5 protein-coding genes and 1 pseudogene are annotated in these 4,023 nt (G+C 63.3%); 3 read left to right on the top strand and 3 right to left on the bottom strand.

Features of this window, described 5'->3' with window-relative positions:
• The 3 genes and pseudogenes from EOA28_RS27195 to EOA28_RS27185 all read left to right on the top strand — a co-directional run.
• Positions 1-347: pseudogene (locus EOA28_RS27195) on the top strand (PLP-dependent aminotransferase family protein); the annotation flags it as partial.
• A gap of 146 nt (positions 348-493) precedes the next feature.
• Positions 494-1,075, top strand: coding sequence for a TetR/AcrR family transcriptional regulator (locus EOA28_RS27190; protein ID WP_127252963.1), 582 nt, complete (start codon positions 494-496; stop codon positions 1,073-1,075).
• Positions 1,072-1,908 (top strand): DMT family transporter, encoded by an 837-nt coding sequence (locus EOA28_RS27185; RefSeq protein ID WP_127252962.1) that lies wholly within the window; start codon positions 1,072-1,074, stop codon positions 1,906-1,908. Before EOA28_RS27190 ends, EOA28_RS27185 begins: the two co-directional genes overlap by 4 nt.
• A gap of 148 nt (positions 1,909-2,056) precedes the next feature.
• Here EOA28_RS27185 and EOA28_RS27180 read toward each other — a convergent pair whose 3' ends face one another.
• The 3 genes from EOA28_RS27180 to EOA28_RS27170 all read right to left on the bottom strand — a co-directional run.
• Positions 2,057-2,554, bottom strand: a complete 498-nt coding sequence (locus tag EOA28_RS27180; protein WP_095815407.1) for a MaoC family dehydratase — start codon at positions 2,552-2,554, stop codon at positions 2,057-2,059.
• A 179-nt stretch (positions 2,555-2,733) separates the two neighbouring features.
• Positions 2,734-3,162 (bottom strand): TIGR01841 family phasin, encoded by a 429-nt coding sequence (gene phaP, locus EOA28_RS27175; protein ID WP_126082231.1) that lies wholly within the window; start codon positions 3,160-3,162, stop codon positions 2,734-2,736.
• A 66-nt stretch (positions 3,163-3,228) separates the two neighbouring features.
• Positions 3,229-4,023: DUF445 family protein (locus EOA28_RS27170; RefSeq protein ID WP_128315469.1), on the bottom strand; the 795-nt coding region annotated here is incomplete at its 5' end.

Raw genomic sequence — 4,023 nt, 5'->3', positions numbered from 1 at the left:
CCCTGTTGAAGGACGGCAGCTACCGCAAGCATGTCGAGCAGTTGCGCACGCGCCTGTCGCGCGCCATGGCCGAGACCGCCGGCAGGCTGAAGACAATGGGCATCACGCCTTGGATCGACCAGCCTGCCGGCATGTTCCTCTGGTGCCGCTTGCCCGACGGCATCGACGCGGCGGAAGTCGCGTGCAAGGCGCTGTCGGACAATGTCGTGCTGGCGCCAGGCAACGCCTTCAGCCTGTCGCACACCGCCGGCCGCTTCATGCGCTTCAACGTGGCGCAATGCGAAGATCAGCGCATTTTCAGGGCCCTAAATAACGCGATGGCGGCATCCCGCCGCAAAGCCGCGTAGGTGCGACCCTCGGTCGTCCAAGCGATCTTGCGGGCTCGAAGCCGGAGGCCCGTCGCGCTTGCCTCCCGCCTCCGGTCCAACCGGCAATTGACAGGCCTCGTCGCGCAGGCGTAGATAGACAGACCTGTCTCATCACCGCCGCTATCATGACCGAACCGGCCAGAACCGACAAGCGCCAGCATATCGTTGAAACCGCCTATGGCCTGTTCAAGCGCGTGGGCTTTCACGCCACCGGCATCGACCGCATCATCGCCGAAGCCGACGTGGCCAAGATGACCATGTACCGGCACTTTCCCAGCAAGGACGATTTGATGGTCGAGGTCCTGGCCTACCGTGCGGGGCGCTTCGAGCGTCAACTCGACCGTCTCGCCGAACAGGCGGCCACGCCCGAACGGAAAATCGGCATAATCTTCGACTGGTACGGTCGCTGGTTCCACAGCGCCGACTTCCACGGCTGCCTGTTCGCGCATGCCCTGGCCGAGTTCGGCGATCCGGCGCACCCGGTGTTTCAAGCCGCCGCCAGGCAGAAGAACGGCCTCCAGCGCCGGATGCGGCTGATCCTCGAAGAGATGATGCCCGCCGACGACGCCGATAGCGTTTCCGCTGCCCTGCTGATGCTGATCGAAGGCGCGACGCTGATGGCCCGGATGGGGCAGCCAGCCGCCGCCATTCGCGACGCCCGCAAGGCGGCAATGGCCATCCTCGCTTCGCGCGAGAAACTGCAATGAGCGCGACGGTCATTGGCCTGGCACTGTTCGCCGCGATCCTGCACGCCAGCTGGAATGCCTTCCTGCGAACCGGCAGCGACAGACTGTGGACCGTCACGGTCATGAGCTTTTCGGCGACGATCGCCGCCGTTCCGCTGGCGCTGTTCCATCCCCTGCCGGCGTCGTCGGCCTGGCCCTATATCGTTCTCTCGGCCTGCCTTCAGGTCGGCTACAGCTTCTTTCTCGTGGCTGCCTATCGCTACGGTGAATTGGGACAGGTCTACCCGATCGTTCGCGGCTCTGTGCCGCTCCTGGTGACGGTTGGTGGTTTCGTTCTGGCCGGCGAGCGCCTGAGCACGCTTCAGACCCTTGGCGTCGTCCTCGCCGCGCTCGGCATCATGAGCCTTTCCCTTGGCAAAGGGCGCGCGGCGACCAAATCAATCCTGTATGCCTTGGCGACCGGCGTGATCATCGCGGCCTATGCGACGGTCGATGCCATCGGTGTCCGCTCGGTGGGAAGCTCGGGCGCCTACACGGCCTGGGTACTGTTGACCTACGGCGTGCTGCTCCCGGCCACCTTCATCATCTGCCGCGGCAAGCTCACGGTGGACTTTCGTTCACCGGACGCGCTGAAGGCGCTTGGCGGCGGGATTTTCGCCCTGATTGCCTACGGCGCCGTGGTTGCGGCCTTCGCGCTCGGGCCGGCCGGTCCGATCACGGCCATCCGCGAGACGAGCGTGGTTTTCGCGGTGCTGATCGGACGGCTTTTCCTGGGCGAGACGCTGACGCCGAAGCGCATTGCGGCCTGTGGCGTTGTCGCGCTAGGCGCTATCTGCCTTGGCTATCATGGATGACTACGGCCGAGAGGCTGTTTCGAAATTCGCTCTGGCGAGTCATTGGTGCGGTTTCGAGAACCGGAGCGGAGCGGACTCTGCGTCCGTGAGCACCGGAAGCGCAGAAACGCCCCCAGATGGCTGCCGGAGTAGAATTTCCAAACGGCCTCTAAGCGCCTGCCCGCTTGCGGCGCTCATACATCATCACCAGCGTCTCGGCGGTCAGCGCCGGCTTCTGCTCGCCTTCGATCTCTACGGTGTTGGCGGCCTTCATAAGATACTGGCCGGGGCCGCGATCCTCCATGGAAAGCAGCGTCGTGCGCAGCCTGATGCGCGCCCCGGCCTTGACCGGCGCCAGGAAGCGCACCTTGTCGAAGCCGTAGTTGAAGGCGGCTTGCGTGTTTTCCGGCACGATGCCCATCTCCAGCGCCAGCGCGCCGATGATCGACAGGGTCAGATAGCCATGCGCGATTGTGGTGCGGAACGGGCTCTGCCGCTTTGCCCGCTCGGGATCGACATGGATCCACTGATGGTCGCCCGTGCACTCGGCGAACTGGTCGATGCGTCGCTGGTCGACCGTCGTCCAATCGGACACGCCGAGTTCCTGCCCGGACATTGTGCGCAACTGTTCAAAAGTCGGCGGCGTTCTCCGCCGTGGTTCGGTCATTCCGGCTTTCCCGTCACTTTTGCCTATCTCCCGACCATGAAGCGGCAGCCTCTGTCAATTCGCCGCCCCGCGATTTTCGCCGGTAGAGTTGATGCTTTTAGGGCAGGCCAGAACGCTCGAGCGCCTGCGCCGGTTGCACCGCATGTCGGTCTATGATGGGCTCGAAACCGCCGGACAGCCTATTTCTTTTCGTAACCGGCGCGGATTTCCGCCATCGCATCCCTGATCCGGTCGCGCAGAATCTCGACCGATTCGGTGCTGGATTTCCGTACAAGGTCAGCCACTTCGCTGGCGTTCTTCAGCGTCGTCTCGAACGACTTACGGGCAAATTCAGCCTGCTTGCTCATCAGGTCCTGCGGGTTGCCGGGCGCCTGGTAGTTCTGCGCCATCCGCGTAACCTCGTTGATGGCATTCTGCACCATCTCATGCTGCCTCGCCAGCACCGAGGAGGCGCCGGCCGCACTTGCCTTCGCCGACTTCTCGAGAGCTTCGAGGTTCTTGCGATGATGATCGAGGATCGCCTGGACATCGACATTCGGCAGTTTCAGGTCGCGGCCGAACCTGCTGAACATGTCGAAGAACGAGTCGGATTCCGGTTGTTTTGCCATGCCCTGCCTCCCGTTTTGCTGCCCTTGCGGCGTGCCAGCAGGAGAATAGTGCCAGTTAGGCCCGCGTCAATCGACCAGAAACAGCCGCTCCGCCGTATAGAGCGCCAGGCCGGCAAGCCCGCCGATGATCATGCCATTGAAGCGGATATATTGCAGGTCCTTGCCGATATTCGTCTCGATCAGCCGCGTCAGCTGCGCCAGGTCCCAGCGCTTGACCTGGTCGGCGATGAATGTCGACACGCCGCTCTTCTGGCTTTCCACGAATGAAGACAGCGCCACGACGAAGCCCTGGTTCATGTCGGCTCTGATCTTGGCGTCGTCGGCCAGATGCCGGCCGACTTCGACGAACATGTTCGAGAGGTGCTCGCGGATCGTCGACTTCTCCGCATTGGCATCCTGCTCGATGAACAGGCGCAGGCTCGCCCACGCATCGCCGGCCAGCGCCCTCACCTCCGGGCGGCCGAGAAAATCGCGCTTCAGCTTCTCGGCGCGCCTTGCATATTGCTTCGAGGTCCTGAGCCGCTCGATGAATGCGAGCGCGAAACGGTCGAATTCGGCGCGCATCGGATGATCGGGATCGGCCCTGACCTCATCCAGCAGCGAGCCCGCCGAAGCGACGATCTTCTTCAAAAGATAGGCATCGGCGCGAAACAGGTTGAACAGCGACGGTAATTCCTCGCGGATCTTCTCGCGCATCGTCGCCAGCGCCCGCTCGTCGTTGAGGAAGCGTCCGACCACCCGCGTGAACTCATCGAACAGCTTTTGATGGCGGCGGTCGTCGGTCAGCGCCGACAGAAGGTCGGCGGCCAAAGGCGCCAGCGGCACCTTTTCGATCTGCTCCAGCATGCGGCTGGTGACGAA

Origin of the sequence: Mesorhizobium sp. M2A.F.Ca.ET.067.02.1.1 (genome assembly GCF_004023285.1) — a bacterium.
Taxonomy (GTDB): Bacteria; Pseudomonadota; Alphaproteobacteria; order Rhizobiales; family Rhizobiaceae; genus Mesorhizobium.
The sequence above is the reverse complement of the archived record's forward strand: the minus strand, read 5'-3'. Positions and strand labels throughout refer to the sequence as shown.

What these genes read in the sequence shown, in the direction of transcription:
- phaP (WP_126082231.1), bottom strand. Translation starts at nt 3,162, where the DNA reads ATGGCAAAACAACCGGAATCCGACTCGTTCTTCGACATGTTCAGCAGG.
- EOA28_RS27180 (WP_095815407.1), bottom strand. Translation starts at nt 2,554, where the DNA reads ATGACCGAACCACGGCGGAGAACGCCGCCGACTTTTGAACAGTTGCGC.
- EOA28_RS27185 (WP_127252962.1), top strand. Translation starts at nt 1,072, where the DNA reads ATGAGCGCGACGGTCATTGGCCTGGCACTGTTCGCCGCGATCCTGCAC.
- EOA28_RS27190 (WP_127252963.1), top strand. Translation starts at nt 494, where the DNA reads ATGACCGAACCGGCCAGAACCGACAAGCGCCAGCATATCGTTGAAACC.